The sequence below is a fragment of the Congregibacter sp. genome (assembly GCF_965662665.1).
In the GTDB taxonomy this organism is placed as follows: Bacteria; Pseudomonadota; Gammaproteobacteria; order Pseudomonadales; family Halieaceae; genus Congregibacter.
Window position 1 is genome coordinate 118,512 of the sequence record NZ_CBFIIF010000004.1, and the last position, 20,907, is coordinate 139,418.

Genomic DNA, 20,907 nt, shown 5'->3' on the forward strand with positions numbered 1-20,907 from the left:
CGAAGAGGGCTTATTTCTCAGTGCTCTAAGCGCTGAACATTGGGCTTAGAACTTGTACGCTACCCGCGCCTGAAAGTTCCGGGGCAGTTCAGGAAGCACAATCTGAGAGCCGAACAGGTTCGGGAAGTTAGCCCGGAAGTACCGCTCGTCAGTCAGGTTCTTACCGTTTACCTGGAATGTCCAGTGATCGGTCTCGAAGGAGATACCGGCATTGACCAGCGTGTATGCCGGCAACTGTACTGCCTGAGAGAAGCCTGAATCAACGGCGTCTACGTCGATAATGCTGCCGCTAAAGGCAAGGCCATTGTCGAATGCGTAGGTCGCAGTCAATGTGTAGACGTTCTCGGGGATACCCGCTTTACGCGAAGCCTGCGGAGATTGTGGCAAACCAACAACTGCACCACCAAAAGCCAGCGATGGATCAGTCAGGTTGATCATGTCGTCCGCACCCAGGAAGCTGAAGCGACGGTTGCCGTTGTCCTGCGCGTCAAGGTTTTCAACGGTTACGTTGGTCCAGCCCGCGGTGAGAATGAAGTTCTCGTTCACAACCCAGCGAAGTTCTGCCTCGGTGCCTTCCGTAAGGTCAGCAGAGTTAGTAACAATCGCCTGTGCAGAGAAGTCCGTACGCTCCTGCTCGTAGAAAGACAGGGCAAAGTACAGTGAGTCATCCAGGAAGCTACCCTTGATACCGATTTCCTGCAGCGTGGACGTGTCCGTCCAGTTGCCGTTGGCCACGTTACCAGTTTGCAGCTCAGCACCCTGACCCGCGATCACTGTGCCCTGCTCGGACAGCGTGATGTAGGGCACCAGACCGAAGTCTGTGGTCCAGCTGGCACTCACCGACCATGAAGTCAGGGACTCGCTATCGTCTGCCTCAAGCACGCCAACAAAGCCCGAGTCGTAGAGCAACTTGCTTGGATCAGAAGACGCATCGCCTTCGATCCAGTCCTGACGCAGTCCGAGAGTTACGGCAAAGCCGTTGTCCCAGGTGAAATCACCTAACAGCGCCAAGCCCAGGTCGAGATAATCGCCCTGATAAAACTCGGTGTAGTCGTCGTCGATGCGTGTCGCAAGGAGTCGAGCATCCAGAGATGCGTCGCGCTCTGATGAGGGGATGCTCAAGTCACGACGATCGAAGTACTCGTTGATGTAATCATCGCCATGCTCAAAGTCCGTATAACGAATGGACGGCGAGAACTGCAGCGAGGAAGTGAGGCTACCGGTTTGCAGCTGATAGGCAAAAATGAGTTTGTCTTCGATAACGAAAGAGTCGTGGTACTGAGAAAAGCCATAGGCGTTTTCGTTGAGGTTCTCGTATGACTCGTAGAACAACTGGTTCTTGATTTCCAAGCCGCTGTCCGCGGTGTACACGAAATCGAGATAGGCAGTGAATACTTCGTTTTCGAGGGTATCGTCCGGTGCCACGACAACATTGCTTTCATCGAGGGTCGTGGTGCCGACATTTTCAAGAGCAATGATGGGGTCCAGCTGGTCGCCCGTCACAAACGATGGGTCAAAGAAGAATGGGTTGATAGCAAAGTTGTTACAGGAATCGGCAGTTCCTGCGGGGTCTCCGCAGTACTCCTGGTGAGAGATTAATCCATCACCGTCAGCGTCTAAAGGCTGCGCAGTACCTGTAATGTAGGTGCCATTATCAATAAGGTCTTGAGTAAGACGGTTCCAGCCAGCAACCTGATTACCTTCATAGTCGTGATACATACCACCAAACTGCATAACCAGCTTGTCAGAAAGGTCGACGTCAAAGGACGCCTGCAGAATAGTCTGCTCTGTCGCGGTATTGTCGTAGAAGCTATCGGAGTCTTCAAACTCACCGTAGAGGTAGTAACCCATGTTCTCGGAAATAGGGCCGCCCACTTCTGCCGTAACGACCTGACGGCTCCAGCTACCCGTCTCTACAGAGACTGCACCCTCGGTATCGGTGAGGTAGTCACCAGAGCCGGCACGCGCCGATTTAGGGTTGAAGTTAAGGTAACCACCGATCTTGGCCGGACCGTAGATGGGTGATGCTGGTCCGCGAACGATATCGATACGATCAGATGCACCGATGGGCGTGGGGTAGTTGCCCGGGTTGTCCAAACGGCGTACGCCGCGGAAGTAGGTCTCGCCCGGTGTGCCGCGAACGTCAAGGGAACCCGCTACACCGAAGAATGACTGGGTAAACGTACCCGGTGCAAAGGCCACGAGTTCGTCGATATCGGTAATGTTGAATCGATCCATCTGCTCAAAACTGATGGTCGATGCGGAGCGTGGTGTTTCCAGCAGGGATTTGCCAAAACCGAAAACTTCCACATCCTCACCGGGTAAGCTTCGCAGCGATCCGGTAACGACGACTTCTTCCATCTCCAGCACTGCATCTTCCTGTGCCTGTGCCAAAGGCACGGACGCGAGAATTGCGGCGATGGAGGCTGCCAGGGGCAGACGACGGGTGGTGAATTGCTTCATGACCTCTCCTCAAAATGCATGATGCTGTCTCGCGGCATGGGCGACGAGACACGACTTTTTTTACTACTTCAGCACTGCTCCTAGGAGTAGTGCACGATTGATGCCAACCCTACGGCCATTGAGTACAAAAAAAATCATTATATTTATCAGGAGCTTATGTCGAATACCGGCGGCCACAAAAGAGCCTTGGAGCCTGTAAAACGCGCATAAACCCAGTCGAAAGGGTGGTTGTGCACTGAGATGGTGCGCCCGAGCTTGCAAGGCGTCAATTGTTGAATCCGCGGATTATTACCGATCCGGCGCTGACTCTCTGCTCAGGGCCTCAATATAGTCCTGATGCTGAGGGTAGTTTTCAAGCATTTGCGAGGTGATACCGAGCGTCATATCCCGATAATCAAAGCCTGGACTCACGGCTTCGCTGATCAGGCCATAACCCTCTGTGCCAGCCGTCAGACGGGAAGCTTTCCAGATACCGCCGGGTACCGTTAACTGCAGTTGATGTCCCTCACGCGGATCCGAGCCCATGATCACGGTCTCCAGTTCGCCATCGGGATGAATCAAGATGTACTCGATGGGGTCACCGAGATGAAAATAATGAACGATATCCGAGCGATTGCGGTGGAAGTGGCCAACAGGCCCTTCGGCGGTCAGCAGATAGTAGATGGACGTCATGCTAAAGCGCTCGCCAGATTCGCTGGAGATTCGAGACTGCCCTGTAGCCTCGTAGGTTCGGCGATAAAAACCGCCCTCGACGTGTCCCTCGAGGCCAAGGTTGTCAATGAGCTCTTTGGCACTGATGGCATCTTCCCTAGCCATGGGTGTCGCACTGGAAAGCCCGGTAAGCGTTGCGATGAGAATCGCCAACTGGGTTTTGCCACCGCAGATCGCGCGGCTTAAACGGCAGAGCGTCGCAAACGCAGGGTTCATTACTCGCTGTCCTCACACTGACTCGGGATGATAGTGCTCATGCCAGTGACGTGCGATATCTACACGTCGACATAGCCAGGCATCATCATGCTCTTGAACATAATCCAGAAACCGCTGCAGCGCGAGGAATCGTCCGGGACGTCCTGCGAGCCGGCAGTGCAAACCAATGTTCATGAGTTTTGGCTGTTCACTGCCCTCGGCATAGAGCACCTCAAAGCTATCACGGAGGTAGTTGAAAAACTGCTCACCGTCGGCAAAGCCCTGAGCGCTGGCAAAGCGCATATCGTTTGTGTCCAGCGTATAGGGGATCACCAGATGGGCGCCTTTTGGGGCGTCGACCCAATAGGGCAGGTCGTCAGCGTAGGAATCTGAGTCGTATAAAACCCCGTCGTGTTCCAACAACAGCGACCGGGTATTCGGACTGTCACGACCGGTATACCAGCCCAGAGGGCGCTCACCGGTAAGCTCTGTGTGCCATTCAATCGCGCGGTGCATATGTTCACGCTCCACGTCCAGGGGGGTTTCCTGATAGCTGATCCAGCGCAGTCCATGGCAGGCTATTTCCCATTCGGCGTCCTGCATAGCGGCCACGGCTTCCGGGTTTCGGGCCAGTGCCATAGTCACGCCAAAGACCGTCACCGGCACCCCACGGCTGGCGAACAGGCGGTGAAGCCTCCAGAATCCCGCGCGGCTGCCGTACTCGTAGAGAGACTCCATGCTCATGTGGCGATCAGCAAAAGCGCTGGGGCTGGACATTTCTGAGAGGAAGACTTCAGATGCGGGGTCGCCGTGGAGTACGGAGTTTTCTCCCCCTTCTTCGTAGTTGACGACGAATTGGACTGCGATGCGCTTGCCACCGGGCAAGGTGAACTTTGGCGGGTGTTGGCCGTAACCGCGCATGTCCCGGGGGTAGGGCGAGATGGATTCCACAAGCGACTTCCAATTCGGATTGATCCTTAAGAATGCATGGGCGGCGCGAGCGCGGCAAGAGCAGAGAGCGCAATAACGGTCGAGGTGACGGTTTTTCTGGCTGTGCACCGGTTTGGCGCATGAAGCGCGTCATATTAGTGCGTCATGGAGGGCGCATAGGCCAAAGTGCTATGTGAATTTCGTAGAGTCGCTGTTTAAGAACCGTTGAGTGCGAATCCGATGTTGTTCACCTCAGCAGAACCAAGTGGCATTGAACTTGCGTTGCCACCAGACTCAAACTGTCGGATTATGCCCAGCCTTACCGGGCAAAGAGATTTTGGTCACTATGTGGATCACCCTTTTGATGAGCTTGCGAATAGCACGCGGCACTGCCGTGGAGCGCCCGCGCAGCATCGGTCTTTTCCTTCTGCTTTTTTCATCGCTGCTTATCGGTAGCGGATCTGCTCGCGCGGACCTGCCTGCGCCTTCTGACGACGTGGCTGCATGGTTTGAAACCTTCAAGCGCGAAGCGAGCGACGAGGAGCTTTATCGTTTTCTCTACGCCATGCCCAAGGGCGGCGATCTACACAATCACCTGTCGGGATCCATACGCTCCGAATGGTTTTACGATCTGGCTCTTGCTCAGAGCGACCGAGGCTATCGCTATTACACTCGGGTAAAAATCAACAACTGTCGATCCTTCGGCGAAAACGCCTTCGTTGAAAATCCTTATCTGATGCTCTTCGTCAATGTGCAAGAAAGCAACTATCAAAGGCTCAGTGCCTGCGAGAAAGAGGAATATCTGCCTCTAAATGAATTGAACCTCGAGGAGAAAGAAGCCTGGTTGGATAGTTTGAGGTTGGATAAGGCCCACGAGGGTCGGGACGAGTTTTTTCAGACCCATTGGCAACGTATGGGTGATCTGTATCTCAATCCCTATCTTGCGGCAGATGCGCTGGTACTGAATATGCAGAAGTTCGGCGCCGAGGGTCTGATGTACCTGGAGAGCATGATCGGCGTTCTCGGATTTATCGATTCGAACGGCGAGGAGATATCTCCCGATGATGTTGCCAACATATACCGTACACGCTTGCGCGACGCCGATGCGCTGGCAACGGGGGTCGAGGTGCGTCTGCAAGTGGCTATTCTGCGTTTCCTGCCCGCAGCGGACGAGGCCTTACGCTATCTCTATGACTTCGTGAGCCGCCACAATGATTTGTTTGTTGCCGTCAATATGGTGGGACGGGAAGACAACGATAAGGGCTATCCTCTGCGGTTTTTGGAAACCTTGCGGGATCTTCGTCGCACTAATCACAAGGTGCGTTTATCGATTCATGCGGGGGAGGTCGAAGAGCCCAACAGTCACGTGCGCGATACTATGCTCTTGGGTGCAGATCGTATAGGTCACGGCATCAACCTCATTAGTGACCCCGACACCATGCGTCTGATGCGCAATGGTGCCTATCTCGTAGAAATAAACCTCGTCTCCAATCTGCTCCTACAATATGTCGGTGACTATAGTGAGCATCCCTTTCCGGAGTACCTGCGCACGGATATTCCCGTCGCGCTGTCCACCGACGATCGGGGAATGTGGGATAGCAACCTCAGCGATGAGTTCTTTGTGGCGGTGAAGGAATTTAACCTTAGCTGGGACGAATTGCTTTTACTTAGTCGTAACTCTATTGCCTACGGGTTTTTGCCCGAGGCCACAAAGGCGCAGTTGCTAGAGCGCTATGAAACCCGCATAGGGGACTTTGCGCGGCAGATTGCAGCACGGCCCAAAGCTGCATTGTCTTCGAGTGCCCAGAGCTATGGTTTTATCTGCGACCGCTATCAGCTCTGCGAGTGGTAGAGTCACATCCCATTAGATTTGTTTACGCGATAACTGAGAGGACCACCATGCGAAAGAAGCTCGCTCTGCTCTGTCTGCCACTGCTGAGTTTGTTGCTCAGCGCCTGTGGGGGCGAGGCCCCGACGGCAACCGTCGCTACTGCCGATGCGACGCCGGCCCCCATACCGGTCAAAGTAGTGGTGGTGACTATGTTCGAAATCGGTGAAGACAGCGGTGACCAGGCCGCCGAGTTTCAGCTCTGGAATGAGCGTCGAAACCTAGATCAGGTGTTTGAGTTCGGTGCTCATCACGACCTGCATTTTGACAGCGAAAACGGTGTTTTGGTGATGGTCACGGGCATCGGGACCGCTAAATCCACAGCGTCAGTGATGATGCTTGGGATGGATCCCCGTTTTGATTTGAGTAAAGCCTACTGGCTGGTGGCGGGGATTGCGGGTATCGATCCCGAAGATGCGTCGATAGGCAGCGCGGCGTGGGCGGATTATCTGGTAGACGGAGATCTTGCTCATGAAATCGATCCCCGGGAAATGCCTGCAGACTGGAAGTATGGCTATATTGCGCGTTACACGAGCGAGCCCTTTGATGAAGACAAGCCCGAGCCAACCGGAGAAATGTTCCAGACGAATTCGGAACTCACTGAGTGGGCCTATCAGTTAACTAAAGATATCGAGTTACCGGACTTTGAGTCTCTGGACGAAACACGGCAGCTGTATACCGAACACCCCAATGCCCAACGAGCCCCCTTTGTTCTAAAGGGCGATCACTTGGCGGCCATGACTTTTTGGCACGGCAGCATAATGAACGATTGGGCCAATGACTGGGTGGATTACTGGAGTGACGGCAAAGGCAACTTTGTCACCTCTGCCATGGAAGATACGGGCACCATGCAGTCCCTCACCTGGCTTACGAATGCCGGCCGGGCGGACCGCGATCGGATGATGGTTCTTCGCACGGGAAGCAACTACACAATGCCGCCGCCGGGTGTTGATGCTGCGACCAATCTGCTCTCGGAGAATGAAGGTTATGCAGGTCTTGATGCGTCTTTAGAATCTGCCTATATCGTCGGCTCAAAAGTGATTGATACCTTGGTTGCTGGATGGGATGTTTATCGGGATCGAACGCCTACAGCTGAGGATATCGCGACACCCTAGGGTCTTGTCCGAGGGATCTTGCACTAAGGTTTTCGCAGCGAGTCCTCTTGCTGCTTTTCTGACGCTGCCGAGGACTCGACTGCGTTTGCTATTGCGACTAATTTTCGATTACCGACTTTCTCCATCGAGGTTCAATTAATGTTTGACGCCCTTTCTTGCTTGCCGCGTCGCCGCGCTTTTACGACTTCGCTTTTTTTGCTGCTGAGTTTGTTTGTTCTGCCCGCTGTGTCGGCGGAGCCTCTGCCCGTGAAAGTTGTTGTTCTGAGTATGTTCGAAAACGGCGAACCCACAGGAGATAAACCTGGAGAGCTGCAGCTCTGGTTAGAGCGCAACCCCGCTCTAAGAGAGATGCCCTTTACCTTGGGTGAGTACTCCCTCTACTACGGTGAAAACGGTTTACTGGTGGCATGTCTCGGGGGCGGTATTCCCAACGCTACCGCCTCGACCATGGCTCTAGGCCTCGATGAGCGTTTTGACCTCAGTAAAGCTTACTGGCTCATCGCGGGGATTGCCGGTGGCGATCCAGAAGATCTTTCTCTGGGCTCAGCAGCCTGGGCGAACGCGGTGGTGGATGGCGACCTGGTCTACGAAATCGATGCCCGGGAGATACCCGACGATTGGCCCTATGGCTTCATTCCTCTGGGTGCATCGGAGCCCGCGGATGGCCCTCAGGACGTGTCTACTGGTTGGACGCTGGACACGATCAGTTTCTCTCTGGATAGCGACTTGAGTGAATGGGCCTATCAGCTCACTCGTAACACGCCGCTCTTGGATACGCCGGCCATGCAGGCTTTTCGAGGGGAATTCACTAACTACCCGCTGGCGCAACGGCCGCCTTTTGTAACGCGGGGCGACACGCTTTCAGCGAGCACCTACTGGCATGGTGAAAAGCTCAATGAGTGGGCCAACGACTGGCTGCGCGTGTATGCCGGAGAATCCGCAGAGTTCATGACTTCGAATATGGAAGACTCCGGAACACTTACGGCACTGCATCGTTTGGGGCGCATTGATCGTGTGGATCCCAAGCGCGTGTTGATTTTGCGTACAGCAAGTAACTACACCATGCCGCCACAGGGACGCAGCGCGGCCTGGAGTACTACAGCCGATTATCCGGATGGTGGCCTTGGAGCCCTGGAGAGCGCTCAGCGCGTCGGGCAGCCCGTTGTCGATGCACTGATTGATGGTTGGGATAATTATCGGGACAGTATTCCAAAAGCGCCCCCGCGCATTCCGGTGGTCTTTGATACCGATATGGCAATCGATGATTGGGCAGCTCTACTGTTTCTTGCCCGCCATCCGCAAATTGATCTTTTAGCAGTGACGGTGTCAGCCAGTGGCGAGGCGCACTGTGAGCCGGGTACCCGCAATGCCCTGGCGCTGCTTGATTTGGTCAATCCTCACAACACGGTGCCTGTTTCCTGCGGAGATTCCTATCCCTTAGATGGCTACTTTGTGTTTCCAGTGCCCTGGCAAAAAGATATGGATACATTGTCAGGCGTAGCGATTACACCCAGTGTGCGCAAGCCCGATGCACGCCATGGCGTAGAGCTCCTGCACGATGTTCTGGTCTCAGCCGAAACACCGGTGACTATTCTTGCCACAGGCCCTCTGACAAATATTGCTCAGTGGCTTGAGCGTTACCCCGAAGACCGCAATAGGGCTGATCGCCTGGTGGTGATGGGGGGCAGTCTAGACGCACCGGGCAATATCATTGTGCCGGGCTTTACCGACGACAACCCCAACACCCGAGCAGAGTGGAACATCTACGTGGATGCGTTGGCGGCGGATAAGGTGTTGCGTTCTGATCTGGCGATCGAACTCGTGGGATTGGATGTGACAAATCATGTCAAAGTTACCACGGAGTTTGCCGCGGAGTTTAAGGAGCGCGTTGATAACCCCGCTGCCGCATTCTGGGATGCGGTCCTGGATGCAAACGACTGGTTTATTGATTCCGGCGAGTACTACTTCTGGGATGTGTTAGCGGCACTGGCAGTGATTGATCGCGATCGTTTTTGTCAGGGCGACATGCTGGGACTTGCGGCGAGTTACCAAGAGACTGAGACACCCTGGTGGCCGACTTCTGACAAAAGCATGCCCGATGAGAATTGGGAAGGCGACCCTCGGCGACACTTCGCTGCTGAAGATGCCGGGGTGATTGAGCAAAGAGAAGGGGCTAAAAACACCTTGTTTTGTCGCGACACTGATCCAGAGGCCGCGTTCGAACTGTTTATGGATACCCTGACTAGTCCCGAGCAAATGGACCGTGGAGCTTCGAAAAGTGATTGAGCAAGGATTTGGCCCAGTGACCCAATGGTTAGCCGGTATGCCTAAGGCAGAGCTGCACCTGCATCTTGATGGCAGTCTGCGCGCGCCTCGGCTGCTACAACTCGCGGCGAAACATGGGGTATCACTTCCCTACAAAACCGTGGAAGAAGTCGAAGCTGCGTATAACTTTAGCGATCTTCAAAGTTTTCTGGATCTCTATTATCTGGGTGCATCCGTGCTTCGTGACGCCGAAGATTTCTATCTTCTTATGAAGGACTATCTGGAAGTCTGCAGACTTCAGAACATTGTGCACTGTGAAATTATGGTGGAGCCGCAGACCTACATACCTCAGGGCGTTGAACTGTCTGTGGTTCTTGAGGGTTTTGATAAAGCCATAGATGAGGCTAAAACCGGTTGGGGACAGTCGGTAAAGCTGATCCTCAGTTTTTTGCGGCACTTACCGGAGGCGGATTGCCTCGCCATGCTGCAGACCGCGGATCCCTATCGGGATCATTTCTGTGCCATTGGCTTGGCCAGTGCCGAGAAAGATTTTCCGCCTGCAAATTTTCAGACGCTGTATCGCGAGGCGAAAGATCGAGGCTACGAATTAACCGCGCACGCTGGAGAAGAAGGCCCGCCGGCTTACATTCGTGACGCATTGCAGCTGTTGTCGGTGAGTCGTATCGATCATGGCGTTCGTGCGGTCGAGGATGATGAATTGCTTCACCAACTCGCCGCTGATCGCGTGCCGCTCACGGTTTGCCCGCTATCGAACGTGCGCCTATGTGTTTACGACTATATGTCGGAGCATCGCATTTTGGATCTCCTTGAGCAGGGTCTGTGTGTCACTGTTAACTCGGACGATCCAGCTTACTTTGGCGGTGATCTACTGGAGAACTTCGCCGCTCTGGAGTCGGACTTGGCTATGAGCAAGGAGCAGGCCTTGCTCCTTGTGCGCAATGGTTTTGAAGCTGCATTTTTGCCCAGTGAGGCGAAGATCGCGCTCGACGAACAACTGCAGGATTACCTTGCGCGCCACCCCTGAGTCCCGCAGTTTCAGAGCTATTGGTGTTGCCGCTTTACTGGTCTGTTGCACAGTACTGGGTTTAGCGGGTACTGATTTAGTTCTTCCCGCAGTGCCCGGACTGCCCGAGTCGCTGGGGGGAACCATTGCGCAGGCGCAATTCGTGCTGGCTACCTTCGCGGCGGGAACTGGAATCGGCTTGCTGCTGTTCGGGGAGCTGGGTTCTTTTATCGATCATCGGCGTATGCTCGCAAGCTCACTGTTGGCCTATGGACTGTTATCTGCTGCGGCGGGATCTGCGAGCAGTCTCGAGTTATTGATTGCCTTGCGATTTCTTCAGGGTGTCGCGGCATCCTGCGCAGCCGTGGTTACACCGGGCATGGTGAGGGCTTTGTTTGACGAGCAGGGTGCGCTGCGTGCCCTGGGAGCACTGGGAAGTATCGAGTCCCTCGCGCCCGCTATCGCGCCAATTATTGGTGTGTGGCTGTTGAGCGCCTATGGATGGCCCGCATCCTTTTGGGTGACCGCTGTACTTGCCGTGCTGCTCAGCTGTTTGGTGGCCTTGTCCAAACGCTATATCCCGAAAGTCTCGGGGAATCCCTCCCGGCTGGGTTACTGGGTCCTTATGCGCAATCCCGTGTTTCAGCGTTATGCGCTCAGTCAGGGCTTTAGTTTGGGCTCCCTGCTGGCCTTTGTGTTTGCCATGCCCACGGTTTACGTGGTGGCGTTTGATGGTGAGATTCAGCAGTTCATCGTCATGCAGCTGCTCGGCATTTCGACTTACATCTTCGCCGCTAATCTCTCCAGTCGTCTTGTGCGACGCTTTGGTGCTGAGCGGACTATCTACGCAGGCAGTATCCTCGCATTTTTAGGGAGCGTGGCGATGCTGACTTACGGGCTGTTGGGGGGTCGGGAGCCGTTTGTGATATGGGCGCTGTTTCTGCCCTTTAACATGGGCTTTGGCTTTCGCGGCCCTCCGGGTTTTTATCGTTCTTTGCAAGCGTCCGATGGCGACGACGCTCGGGCGTCGGCGTTGGTGATTTTGTATGTCATGTTGATTACCGCGGCGGCCACAGCTTTGATTTCACCCCTTGTTGCGAGCGGGCTCTGGCCGGCCGCACTGGCAGCCTGTTTCCTGGGGGCACTGTCACTGGTGATATTGCCTTTGATGCCTGCGTTACCCGAGAGTTAGCAATTCTACTGCGGGGTTAGGGGGCCTTATTGAGGCGCCAGTCATAGTCGAGAAAATCAATCGTTATTTCACCAGCGTTGAGTTTGGAAACTTGCTCGGCGCTGAGGTTCAAAGAGTTGCCATAGTGTCCAAGAAAACTCTCCAGGTCGTTGTATCCCCGCCAGCCTTTTTCAAAGTCCCCTCGATACCATTTAAAGATAGAGGAAACCTCCAGTCCGCCGTCCTCAAATCTATTGCGGCTGGGGTCTGCCAGAAAACTCTGCGTTTGCTCCTCAAGCTGTGCATCGATGGTGTCTCCGCTATAAGCCTCGGCACGTAACGCCGGGCAGCCGATACTTGCGCAGTTCACCGCAAAGTGAATACGCGGGTCGTCGAAGCGACCCTCCTGGCGAATCATGCCGTGTTCGATGTCGTCCAGACTCACCGTGTCTCCCAGGAGGGGGATGAAGGATTTCTTCCAGGGGGAGCGCAGGATGCTGCCGAGATCGCGAATAGACTCGACCTCAGGCCAGTTGTTAAGGATGAGTTTTACCGTCCAGGCGTTGTAAGCGTTGATGAGGAACGCGAGCTGCGTGCTTTGCTTTTGGGCAAGAAGGGTTTCTTCGCTGACGGCAGCCAGCTCGTCGAGATACTGATCCAACTCCTGTTGACGGCTCTGGAAGCAGTCGTAGTCCACGGCGGTACTGTGCCCGTCTTTAACTGCGCGGACGCAGGCCTCGAGTAAGGAGGTCCATTTTTCTGGCGCTGCTAGCTCCTGAGTAAGCTGCGGCGACTGCGCTACGGCTTGAAAGCTGCAGAACGCGAGGAATAGTGTTCCGAGGAGTAGCGCTTTCTTTCGCGACTCCCAGCAAAGTCTAAAGTCCTGGCCGGCTTTCTTCGGGTGTTTTTGATCTTTTGTCATGATGATTTGTGTTTGTTTGATTCAATGACTCAGTCTGATCCTGTTTTACGGACTTGGTTCGATATTCGCGTAAAATAAATGCGGTAGTTTTGAACATTTGTGGTGGTTATGTCGCAGCGACCACCTAAAACCAAGGCTCGTCATTACGACGGCGTATTCCTAACCCGTACTCAGCTAAAGTCGGAGAGACTTTCAAAGGATTGTCAGTGCACGTACCGCTTATTGATTGTGACCCTCAGACACGCTCGGATGCCGAGCTCGCCCGGGGCATCGATTGCGCGCTTCGCGAGGTCGGATTTATGGCGGTGCGTAACCTTGGAGTAACACCCGAACGGATTCGAGACCTGTTTGAAACCGCGCGGTTGTTTTTTGAAACATCGGAAGCTACAAAGCAGCGCTGTGCCTATGCTGCGGCAAGCGAGAATTTCGGCTATCAGGGATTGGGCCAGGAGAGCCTCGATCCCAGTCGTCCTGGGGATCTCAAAGAGACGTTCACTATGCGCAATCTCCTGGCTGGGGGGGTGGACGCTGATCGTTGGCCAAACACAGAGTTCCGAGATTCTGTGTCCGTTTTTTTTAAAGATGCTCTGAGCGCCGCACAGCGTCTGCAGCGTCTGCTCGCGTTAGCCCTGAACATGCCATCAGATTACTTTGTGGATTTACACAACGGAGAGAACATCACGCTACGTTTACTGCATTATCCTGCGGTCGACTCATCCATGGTCAATGCAGAGCAGATGGGGGCAGGCGCGCACACGGACTACGGCATGCTGACGCTACTGTTTCAAGATGCCGTCGGAGGGTTGCAGGTGCAGTCCGAGGATGGGGCCTGGCACGATGTGCCACCCCGGCCCGATGCGATCGTGATTAACTCCGGCGATCTTCTGGAGCGCTGGAGCAATGGCCGCTACCGCTCAACCTGTCATCGGGTATTGCCCCGGGGGCCATCTGCGGAGCGCTATTCCATGGCGCTCTTTGTAGACCCTGATAGTGACACTCTGGTCGAGGCTTTGCCTTCCTGTATTTCAGAGCGCAGCCCCGCCCGTTACCCTCCGATCACCGCGGGAGAGCATCTGCAGGCAAAGATAGAAGCTACCCATCATGCCTGACGGCTCGCCAAGCTCGGTAAAATCACCTGGCTTGTTTTCCCACCCAGGTCTCTTGATGGCCGGTGCTGCCGCCTTTGGGATGTCTACCTTGTTTAGCGCTTTAAAACCTGTGCTGGTGACGCGCCTGCTTGAGGAAACCAGCTGGGGGGCCGCCATGGCGGGGGTTGTAGTGGCAGCGCCGTTTTTGGGTATCGCCCTATCGTCGTTGTTGTTTTTTGTGCGTCCGCCAAGGTCCTCTCTGAGGCGACTTGCGCTGGTTTTTGGCGGCACCCTGGTGCTTCTGGAACTGTTAAGCGCCTATCTCTTTGAACATCAAATGCTGTTGTTGAGCTTACAATTTGTCGCAGGGTTTTGCGTGGGAGCCCTGATGTCTGCTACTTCGCGTTTGGTGGCGGTGAGCGACGCGCCCGACGAAAGTTTCGGGTTTATCGACATGTCTGCCGTTGCGCTGATGTCGGCGATGGTGGCGGGTGCCGGTTTGGCTGTCGCCGCAGCGGGTGTAATGGGGGGCTATGGGTTTGCCGCGATCGTTGCCTTGATCTATGCATTGGCTATAGCCAGTTATCGGGAAAGCCCTGCCTTGATGGCGCACCATGATCATAAGCCAGAGCCCCTGGATGTCAGCGTGAAGCCCGTAGCCGTTGTCAGTATGGGTATATTGTTTGTGACCTGCAGCGGATTGGGATTTGCCTTTATGTTTAGTTTTGCTGCGCGCTTGGGTATGGGTTATGAACAAGCGGGCTCGCAAATTGGGGTGTTGTTACTGTTATCGGCGTTGGCCTGCCAACTTGGTGGCTGGTGTAGCGGTCGTTTTGGCCCCCGGTATCCGCTACTTGCTGCGTTTATCGCCTGTGCCGCGGGTTGGTGGATTGTGGTTCATGCGCAAAGTCCCGAGGCGTTTATCCTGGGTCTGGTGCCCGCGGTGTTCGCCCTGCAGTTCAATTTTCCTATTTTGCTCGCGCTAGCCGGATCGCTGGATGACCATGGGCGTTGGGCGGGCATTGCGGCGCCACTCATTACCAGTGGTTTTGCCTGGGCCGCGATTGTGGCGGGGCAAGTGGTGCAACTCCAGGGGCTGGACGCACTAGCTACCGCGACGGCCACAGGCATGGTGTTTTGCGCTGCGCTTTTATGGCCCGCCACCGCTCTCTCAGATGACAAGCGTCTGCAAGTGGCCGTAGCAAATCAAAGTGATTAGCGCTCTTGGTGAGCACTCTCCAGATGTGCCGCAATAGCGGCGAGTTTGTGGTCCTGCCAGCGCTCACCTACCAACGATATGCCCAAGGGTAGGTGCTCTACCTTGCCCAGGGGGAGCGTGATATGTGGGTTACCCGCTACCGCAGCTTGACCTGCCATGCCCGGACCGAAGAAGGCATCGCCATTGACCCAGTCAATCATCCAGGCCGTTGAGGATGTAATACCTATGATGGCGTCCAGCTTATGCTCGGCAAAGAGCTTATCCAGCCCGTCTTCTCGCATGGCTTTTTGTGTCGCTGCCCGCTTGCGACGATAGTCTTTCTCGGTGTCCGGCAGGTTCTGTGACTTGAGAAATATGGATTGGTCGAAGCGTTTGAGTTCTGTCTCTGCGTGTTCTTCGTTAAATGCTATGAGTGATTCGAGAGTCATGCTGCTCAGGGCATTGGGGAGGCCCGCGAGATAGGCATTGAGATCACGACGAAACTCATAAAGGAGGACGTCGTAGGAGTCATCGCCGTAACCTTCGTAAGGCTCTATGTCCAAACCTGGAATCAGCACTGCACCCTCGTCTTGCAATGTTTCGAGTGTTTTGTCCAGTTCGGCATCGCGACGGGGATCGAAGTTTTGGGTTCGTGCGAAGATTCCAATCCTCAGCCCGGACAGGTTGGGAACTGCATTCAGCGACATCAGGCCTTGGCGTATGGCGGCGCTGTTCTGCGCTTCTTCTGCGCTAATGACTGCCAGAGTTCGCGCCGCCAGACTAACGCTGTTGGCGATGGGCCCGGCAGTATCCTGAGTGCTGGCGATAGGGACAATGCCTTCACCGGATACCAAGCCGTGCGTAGGTTTGAAGCCCACTACGCCATTGATGGAGGCTGGGCATACGATAGAGCCAGAGGTTTCGGTGCCAATGGCCACATCCACGTAGCCAAGGGCTACGGCGACGGCAGAGCCGGAGCTTGATCCACAAGGTGTGCGAGCGGGGTCATGGGCATTACGTGTTTGTCCGCCCACGCCGCTCCAGCCGGAACTTGAAAACTCCGAACGAAAGTTCGCCCATTCGCTTAAATTGGCTTTACCGAGGATGACGGCGCCGGCGCGACGGAGCTGAGCCACGAGCGGGGCGTCTCGCTCAGTATTGTTATCGGCTAAGGCAAGGGAGCCGGCGGTGGTGGGTTGCCCCTTTGTCTCGATGTTGTCTTTTAGCAGTATGGGCTCGCCGTGCATGGGGCCGGGTGCTTTACGCTGAAGATCCAGCATTCGTGCCACTTGCTTTGCCTCAGGGTCTATGGCGATGACTGCCTTGTACTGCTCATCGCGGTTTTCGATATCCGCAATGGCTGCTGCTATGCGAGATTGCACGGGCCCGTCGTCGGGCGCCCCCGAAACGCTGGTGGTCGTCATAAGCAGTGTGAGTCCGCTGGCGATAAGTCCGTAGGTGAAGGTGTTTTGAAATTGAGTCATGGTTTAAATCTGGTCCTTGAAATGCTCTGCGATCCCGCAACGTCACTGTAAACCGTTGGGAGCGGGTTGTTCAAATGGGCAAGGGGATAAACACTGAGGTGGCCGTGTGGACAACCTTGGTGACTCGCCGATCTCCCGCATCTCCGGCAATGCGCGCCATCATGTCCTGGAGGGCGATGAGTTTTCCAAAGATGCGCTCGAAGCTCAGGTTGTCAGTGACGCCGCGATATTCGCTGGATATTAAAAAAGGCTCTGTGGAACTCTTGCGATTGTTTTTGAGACGCCAGAGTAAAATTTCTATGTTCCGGGCACTGGTGCTCAGAGCCTGAGAATCCAAAGAATCGAAAAGAAAGGATTCAGTGTTATACCCATAAGCTTTGCGCAACATGCCCCCAAGGCCCACGGTCAGTGCAAACACGCGATCGCCGCTAAAAGTTTCCTGAAACACCAGCTCCAACGCTGCAATTTCCTGAGCGCTGGATAGCTCTTCAAACGAAAGCGGCCCGGGAGTGCCCCGAAGCTGGCGCAATCGGTCGTCGACGCTATGGACAGACCCTCGCTGTAACTGATCGGGGTTTCGGGCGTAGAACTTACGCATGAGTTCACGGACGAGGAGTCGCGTCTCTAATATGAATTCGTCGGTAACAAGGTTAGTGTCGGACTTTGCGAGATTTTTTACCTCATAACCACCGCAGCCCCCGAGCATTGATCCCAGAAGCAGGGTGGCGAAACACCGACGACTCAGATGAGTCATAGGGACCTTCAGGAGGCTTGGCGGAGTTGCGCAGCCATTTGCTCGAGTGCCTGAAAAGCGCCCGTTGGGTTATCGCTTTTTAATTGAGGCAGCCCCATCTCAGGCCCAGTCCCCACGGCAATTTCAGGCAGGCCGGTTTCAAAACCTGTGATGATCACGTCAGCACACTCATCTACGGGCATTCCCTCGGCAATGTCCTGGTCCGTAATGCCGGCGACTTGCCCGTCGCCGCGCAAAGCATTTTTGGAAACGTTCGTTTGAATAAAGCCCGGAACGATGGTGGTCACTTGCAGGCCATCGGCAGCGACTTCTGTACGCAAGGCATCAAAAAAACCCATGACGGCGTGTTTGGCCGCGCAGTAGCCTGTTCGTAGTGGCACGCCAACTTTACCGGCAATACTTGAAGTAACGGCAATGTGGCCTTCGCCTCGAGCAACCATAGCGGGAAGAACGGCCAGGGTAAGAGCGATCTGTCCCAATACGTTGATGTCCATGATCTGACGATAGACCTCAAAGGCGGTATCAATACAAAAAGATCGTTGCGAAACGCCGGCATTATTGATCAACAGGTCGAGTTTTCCGTACTGGGCGAACACCTGTTGTGCGGCGGGTTCCATGGTCTCATGCTTGGAGACGTCCAGGGGTAACACCAAGACGTCGGCTGCGCCTGCGTCTTTACACAGGGTCTCAACGCGCTCTAATTCGGTCTGATTGCGTGCCGAGAGTATCAACTGGCTGCCCCGAGCCGCCATTTGAAGGGCGAGAGCCTCACCAATGCCAGATGATGCACCCGTGATCCATACGACCTTCCCATTGAAATCAATACCTGGATACATATGCTGTTGCTCTCCAAAAATAGCTGAGCATAAGCATAGCGCGAATCACAAGTACCGAGCAGCTCCCGTGACAACGGTGCGTGGACGAGCGGCAGTGCAACAGGTAACGTGCGAATGTCTCTGGAATTTTTAGCCGGAAACGCTGGACTAACTTCTTCTCACCACAAGAGTTTTTAACTATGTCGACACCGAACACCATCAAAGACTGCATGCGCCGAAACCCGTTGACCATTAACTGTAACTCAAACCTTGTTCAGGCCGTTGAGACATTGGTGGAGTACAAGCTAACGGGGGTGACAGTGGTGGATGATGAGGGTAATCCCGTGGGAGTCCTGTCGGAATTAGATTGCATCAATTCGGTGTTGAACGCTATTTACAACGATGGTGATCCTGAGCACGCATTGGTTCAGGACGCTATGACCAGCAGCATAGTGAGCTGCACCCCTGAAGACTCCATCGTCGAAGTGGCAGCAGATATGCTTGCCACCCGACAGCGTCGTCGACCCGTTATAGAAAATGGTCGTCTGGTCGGGCAGGTGAGTTCCAGTAATGTGCTGTGGGCCCTCATGGAAAACTCCCGTCGACGTGTGCATCCGAAAAGCGCTTAAAAAAATGTAAATTATCGGGAATAAACTTGGCCTTGTTATCGTCATCTTGTCAGTGGTGGAGTGAAACGCCCCATTCGAGGTGGTGCCGACAGGTATATTGGGAGCGGTAGCGATTCAGCATAGGATCGCATCGCGGCCTGCGGCACCAGCCTCAAACCACCCGCGACTCAAATTTCCCTCCTTTTTTCCGACCGCCCATTCCGCGGAATACATCGACGTGTGCGGCTTTAACGTTCATTTGGGTAGCTGTGCTTGGGGGATTTGCTGCCTTTGGAATTGCGTTTGTGAGCCCCAGAGTTGTTCAGCATGTACTGTTCCGCGTTTCAGCGTGCACTCAGGGGGGGGGGGTGTGAAAAGCCTGCTGAGGCGCAGCTTATGCCTGCGCTATGTCCCAGCGCTTTAAAAGAGAGTCCCTTACCGATTCACTGGTCTAGACTAGGGGAGGGCGTTGTTTTCTGAGGGGTTTACTGCTGCCAGTCGCTGCTGATCATTGCGGCTTCTGCTTCTCGACCTAAGGCGATGCCGCCTGCATGTTGGCTGATGAAGCTTGCAACAGGTGCCGAGTCCGCTGCTCCTGCAGGGCGGTACGCGTCAGCAGGTTCCAGATAGGATTCGAGACCCGCCGCCTGAGTTACCCAGCGACCTTCTTCGCGGCAAGCTACAGCGCGCCAGTCAGATTCTCCGCCACGGAGGAGATACTCGCGACACCAGCGACCGTCTTCGTGAGGGAAGCTCAGTACCGGTTGGATTTCTCTGCCATCCTGCAGCGCGGCCCAGCCGTCTCCTGACGGGACGTTATCAAGTGCGGCTGTGACAAAACTGTCATTGCCCGGAAGCCGGTTTTGCTCTCCCTGGCCCGTAATGTTGCTCACCAGGCTCAGCGCTACAGCACCGACGAAAGATGCCGCTACCGCGTACATCCACACAGGTCTTGCTGCAACAGTTGCAGTATCCGTGCGCCCGGGGAAGTTTAAGACCGTCGCACTGCCAGTGTTGCTTTCGAAGGCATTACTGGACTTGTCTTCTTTTAATAACGCTTCTACGGCTTCGGGTATCTGATCCCGTTCGGCGAGGGCGTCGCGCATGCGTTGATTCAGCTCCTGCATGCGCACCAGACCGGCCTGCAACTCGACTTCGCTATGCAGTCGGGCCTCAAGTGCTCTGGAGAGCGCTGGCGCAAGTTCGCCATCAAGGTACTGTGACAACAGTTCAATGTCCTGTTCACTCAAACCCTTGTCCATGCCGTTGCCCTTCATGCTATGTACTCACCCATGTCTTTTGTTTGCACTGCTGCTCTAGTCAAGAGCCTTCAGCTGCTCTAATCAAGAGCCTTCAGCTGCTCTAATCAAGAGCCTTCAGCTGCTCTAATCAAGAGCCTTCAGCTGCTCTAATCGAGAGCCTTCAGCTGCTCTAATCGAGAGCCGGCAGCAGTTGCTTTCTAGCCCGAGCAATTCGACTCATGATCGTGCCTATGGGCACACTCAAAATCTCCGCTGCTTCGGCGTAACTCTTACCCTCGACTGCAACAAGTGTCAGGGCCATTCTCTGTTCTTCAGGCAACTTTGCCATTGCCTCATTGACCGCTGCCAGGCTCCGCTCTCCGGCAGATTGCTTCTCAGCAGAGGGCGACAATTCTCTCGCTTCGCCGGTCTGCGCCACCGCGTTTGCGTGTCGCGTTCTAACTTCCCGGGACCGTAACTCATCGATCCAAAGGTTCTTGCATACCCGATACGCCCAGCGTGCGGTGTGCGCATCATCAGGAATGCCTCGCTCCAGCAACCGCTCTACGGTGCACTGCAACAAGTCATCCGCGTCGGCATCGCTGCCTGTCAAAGACAGGCAGAACCTTTTGAGGCCCTTAAGCTCCGCCATAAGCTCCTGGCGTTGCCGTTTGCCGAGTTGTCGATCACTGAGCGACGTCATTCATTCCCTGCTAGAATCTAAGACGCTTGCGAGCGAGCTTTATTCCCACTTTTTTCCATGGGACTAAAATGCGCGTTGGGTCGTTAGTATAAGGAAGCGGGAGACTGGCATACAGCGCTGTAGCTGTATTTTAGAAATTCCCACCTAAATGATTGGTAACATCATGAATTTATTGACATTTATTTTTTCGCGACTACGCCTCAAATTGATGGCGTGCTTCTCGATGTCTCCGTGTGACCCCCGCGTGGCGGTTTTGACAGCGAATCAGGCCGTGGTGATCGCGCCATTTTGTCGGGAATTGTCGGGCCGCTAGTCCTGATGATGTCGTGCAG

17 protein-coding genes are annotated in these 20,907 nt (G+C 54.7%); 8 read left to right on the forward strand and 9 right to left on the reverse strand.

Annotation, left to right across the window (positions count from 1 at the left end; genetic code table 11):
* Window positions 1-45: 45 nt before the first annotated feature.
* The 3 genes from ACTG39_RS03130 to puuE all read right to left on the reverse strand — a co-directional run bounded on the left by ACTG39_RS03130 (window position 46) and on the right by puuE (window position 4,320).
* On the reverse strand, window positions 46-2,463 hold the full coding sequence (locus ACTG39_RS03130; RefSeq protein WP_439106068.1) for a TonB-dependent siderophore receptor: 2,418 nt from the start codon (window positions 2,461-2,463) through the stop codon (window positions 46-48).
* Between the two features lie 288 nt (window positions 2,464-2,751).
* Window positions 2,752-3,390 (reverse strand): cupin domain-containing protein, encoded by a 639-nt coding sequence (locus ACTG39_RS03135; RefSeq protein ID WP_439106069.1) that lies wholly within the window; start codon window positions 3,388-3,390, stop codon window positions 2,752-2,754.
* 12 nt (window positions 3,391-3,402) lie between these two features.
* Complete coding sequence (puuE, locus tag ACTG39_RS03140) at window positions 3,403-4,320, reverse strand: allantoinase PuuE (RefSeq protein ID WP_439106070.1); 918 nt, start codon at window positions 4,318-4,320, stop codon at window positions 3,403-3,405.
* Window positions 4,321-4,663: 343 nt separating this feature from the next.
* On the opposite strand from puuE, the gene ACTG39_RS03145 reads away from it, so the two are divergent.
* From ACTG39_RS03145 to ACTG39_RS03165, 5 genes are all read left to right on the forward strand, one after another.
* Window positions 4,664-6,151: an adenosine deaminase family protein gene (locus ACTG39_RS03145; protein ID WP_439106071.1), complete on the forward strand. Its 1,488-nt coding sequence runs from the start codon at window positions 4,664-4,666 to the stop codon at window positions 6,149-6,151.
* 47 nt (window positions 6,152-6,198) lie between these two features.
* Window positions 6,199-7,302: a purine nucleoside permease gene (locus tag ACTG39_RS03150; RefSeq protein WP_439106072.1), complete on the forward strand. Its 1,104-nt coding sequence runs from the start codon at window positions 6,199-6,201 to the stop codon at window positions 7,300-7,302.
* Window positions 7,303-7,548: 246 nt separating this feature from the next.
* Window positions 7,549-9,588: a nucleoside hydrolase gene (locus ACTG39_RS03155; RefSeq protein WP_439106073.1), complete on the forward strand. Its 2,040-nt coding sequence runs from the start codon at window positions 7,549-7,551 to the stop codon at window positions 9,586-9,588.
* A 16-nt stretch (window positions 9,589-9,604) separates the two neighbouring features.
* Window positions 9,605-10,612, forward strand: a complete 1,008-nt coding sequence (locus ACTG39_RS03160) for an adenosine deaminase (protein WP_439106074.1) — start codon at window positions 9,605-9,607, stop codon at window positions 10,610-10,612.
* A complete protein-coding gene (locus ACTG39_RS03165) occupies window positions 10,596-11,783 on the forward strand; it encodes an MFS transporter (RefSeq protein WP_439106075.1) in 1,188 nt (395 codons plus the stop codon). The genes ACTG39_RS03160 and ACTG39_RS03165 overlap by 17 nt, the downstream gene beginning before the upstream one ends.
* A gap of 16 nt (window positions 11,784-11,799) precedes the next feature.
* Here the strand turns inward: ACTG39_RS03165 and ACTG39_RS03170 are convergent, their stop codons facing one another.
* A complete protein-coding gene (locus tag ACTG39_RS03170) occupies window positions 11,800-12,684 on the reverse strand; it encodes a DUF547 domain-containing protein (protein WP_439106076.1) in 885 nt (294 codons plus the stop codon).
* A 206-nt stretch (window positions 12,685-12,890) separates the two neighbouring features.
* Here ACTG39_RS03170 and ACTG39_RS03175 point away from each other — a divergent pair, with 206 nt between their 5' ends.
* Window positions 12,891-13,793, forward strand: coding sequence for an isopenicillin N synthase family dioxygenase (locus ACTG39_RS03175; protein WP_439106077.1), 903 nt, complete (start codon window positions 12,891-12,893; stop codon window positions 13,791-13,793).
* Window positions 13,794-13,848: 55 nt separating this feature from the next.
* Window positions 13,849-14,991, forward strand: coding sequence for an MFS transporter (locus ACTG39_RS03180; protein WP_439106078.1), 1,143 nt, complete (start codon window positions 13,849-13,851; stop codon window positions 14,989-14,991).
* On the opposite strand, the gene ACTG39_RS03185 is transcribed toward ACTG39_RS03180, so the two are convergent.
* The 3 genes from ACTG39_RS03185 to ACTG39_RS03195 form a co-directional block, all read right to left on the reverse strand.
* Window positions 14,988-16,454 (reverse strand): amidase family protein, encoded by a 1,467-nt coding sequence (locus ACTG39_RS03185; protein ID WP_439106079.1) that lies wholly within the window; start codon window positions 16,452-16,454, stop codon window positions 14,988-14,990. The genes ACTG39_RS03180 and ACTG39_RS03185 overlap by 4 nt on opposite strands.
* 70 nt (window positions 16,455-16,524) lie before the next feature.
* Window positions 16,525-17,208: a hypothetical protein gene (locus tag ACTG39_RS03190; RefSeq protein ID WP_439106080.1), complete on the reverse strand. Its 684-nt coding sequence runs from the start codon at window positions 17,206-17,208 to the stop codon at window positions 16,525-16,527.
* Between the two features lie 8 nt (window positions 17,209-17,216).
* Entirely contained in the window at window positions 17,217-18,044 is an 828-nt protein-coding gene (locus tag ACTG39_RS03195; RefSeq protein ID WP_439106081.1) for an SDR family oxidoreductase, read from the reverse strand.
* Between the two features lie 179 nt (window positions 18,045-18,223).
* Here ACTG39_RS03195 and ACTG39_RS03200 point away from each other — a divergent pair, with 179 nt between their 5' ends.
* Window positions 18,224-18,652, forward strand: coding sequence for a CBS domain-containing protein (locus ACTG39_RS03200; RefSeq protein WP_439106082.1), 429 nt, complete (start codon window positions 18,224-18,226; stop codon window positions 18,650-18,652).
* A 464-nt stretch (window positions 18,653-19,116) separates the two neighbouring features.
* On the opposite strand, the gene ACTG39_RS03205 is transcribed toward ACTG39_RS03200, so the two are convergent.
* On the reverse strand, window positions 19,117-19,908 hold the full coding sequence (locus ACTG39_RS03205; RefSeq protein WP_439106083.1) for an anti-sigma factor family protein: 792 nt from the start codon (window positions 19,906-19,908) through the stop codon (window positions 19,117-19,119).
* A gap of 154 nt (window positions 19,909-20,062) precedes the next feature.
* Window positions 20,063-20,575, reverse strand: coding sequence for an RNA polymerase sigma factor (locus tag ACTG39_RS03210; protein WP_439106084.1), 513 nt, complete (start codon window positions 20,573-20,575; stop codon window positions 20,063-20,065).
* Window positions 20,576-20,907 lie beyond the last annotated feature (332 nt).